General features: G+C 52.8%; 1 protein-coding gene. It reads left to right on the top strand.

Annotated features, from left to right (window positions below):
* A partial coding sequence (locus STRDD11_RS13065; protein ID WP_128837663.1) for a CshA/CshB family fibrillar adhesin-related protein occupies positions 1-1,374 on the top strand: 1,374 nt, incomplete at both ends.

The following is a 1,374-nucleotide window of genomic DNA, read 5'->3' as shown; positions in this document are numbered from 1 at the left end:
CATGTGCGAAAGTTTTCAATTCGCAAGCTCAATGTCGGAGTCTGCTCTGTTTTGCTGTCGACCCTTTTTCTTTTAGGGACAGCAGCTGCTGCCAGTGCAGATGAGATAGCCGCAGCTTCAGCAGATCAGCAAGAGCTGACCAGCAGTCCGGCTGTCCCTGCTGAAACGGCAGCAAGTCCCGCTGCCCAAGCAGAGAGTGCAGATCAGGGCTTTGGTGGTGCAGAAAGCAGCCAGCCGGCGGCTTCAGAATCTCCATCTGCAGCAGCGCAGCTTCAGGAAAATCCGCAGCCTGCAAGTCAGACTGAAGCCGCAGCTCCGTCTGCTGACTCAGTCAGTCAGACCCAAACGCAGGCCCAGCCGGCAGCTGAAAATCAGACAAGTCCAGCAGCGGTTTCAGCTGAACCAGCAGCTTCAGCAGCAGCGGCTCCATCTGCCAGCTCGGAGATAGAAGATGCGACTGCCAGTCCGAAAGCAGCCAAGCCGACTCTGGCTGACTCAGAAAAGAAACGGCCGGAAGATCTGATGAAGCAGATTACTTGGCTGGATTTTGGAGATACCAACGCTCTGACAAACTTGGATGCGGACGGTGCTTTTCAGGTTGGAACAGTCTTCAGCAAGGAGATTTCTCCGGGCTATCAGCTGACCTTAACAGTAACAGCGCTGCGCCCTTTTAATGCCACCGAAATTTATAAGAAACGGGTAGAAGGAAAGGATACTGCCGGAACTTATAAGGCCGATGCGGCTAACAGCTGGCTGACCATCAGCGACCATTACGGAAAAGGAACAAGTCCAAAAATCAAAGGCGAGGCTCAGAATCAGTGGTCTGCTATTAAATCGCAGGGGATTGACACTCAGGGCCGCAAGACCCAGCTCCTGGTGTCTACTGACTCTGCTAACTACGGAGTGGAGTTCAAAGTAGAAGCTGTCTACCGCGGTAAGCCCGTGCAGCCGACCATTGTCATGGCGGACGGCGAGGAGGCTAATCCGGCAGAATTTGCTATTTTTACCACCAACGGATCTGGCTGGGAATATGTAGCTGAATGGAAACGCGGTAATATCACAGATACCTACCAGACAACTGATAAATGGATTACTGGCAACTCTATTTTTAAGGATACAACTGTTGACTGGCTGGCTTTTCTCAGTCCGGATCAAGTCACCGGAGGATTGGGCAGTCAGGTATTTGGCCCGAATGTCTCTAAAGACAGAACAGTGCCTATCGTGATGACCCGCGGTGCTTCTGAAGTTGGTTTTTATGTGGCTTCCTCAGGTCAGCAGGCGGCCATGATGGGGATTATGGTAGTGGACGAAGGCGATGCACCGGAGAGCTACGGCAGGGCCTATCATACCGTCTCCACAAAGGACGCCCTGACC

It is taken from the genome of Streptococcus sp. DD11, assembly GCF_001578865.1.
Classification (GTDB): Bacteria; Bacillota; Bacilli; order Lactobacillales; family Streptococcaceae; genus Streptococcus; species Streptococcus panodentis.
This window is presented reverse-complemented; position numbering and strand designations above follow the sequence as displayed.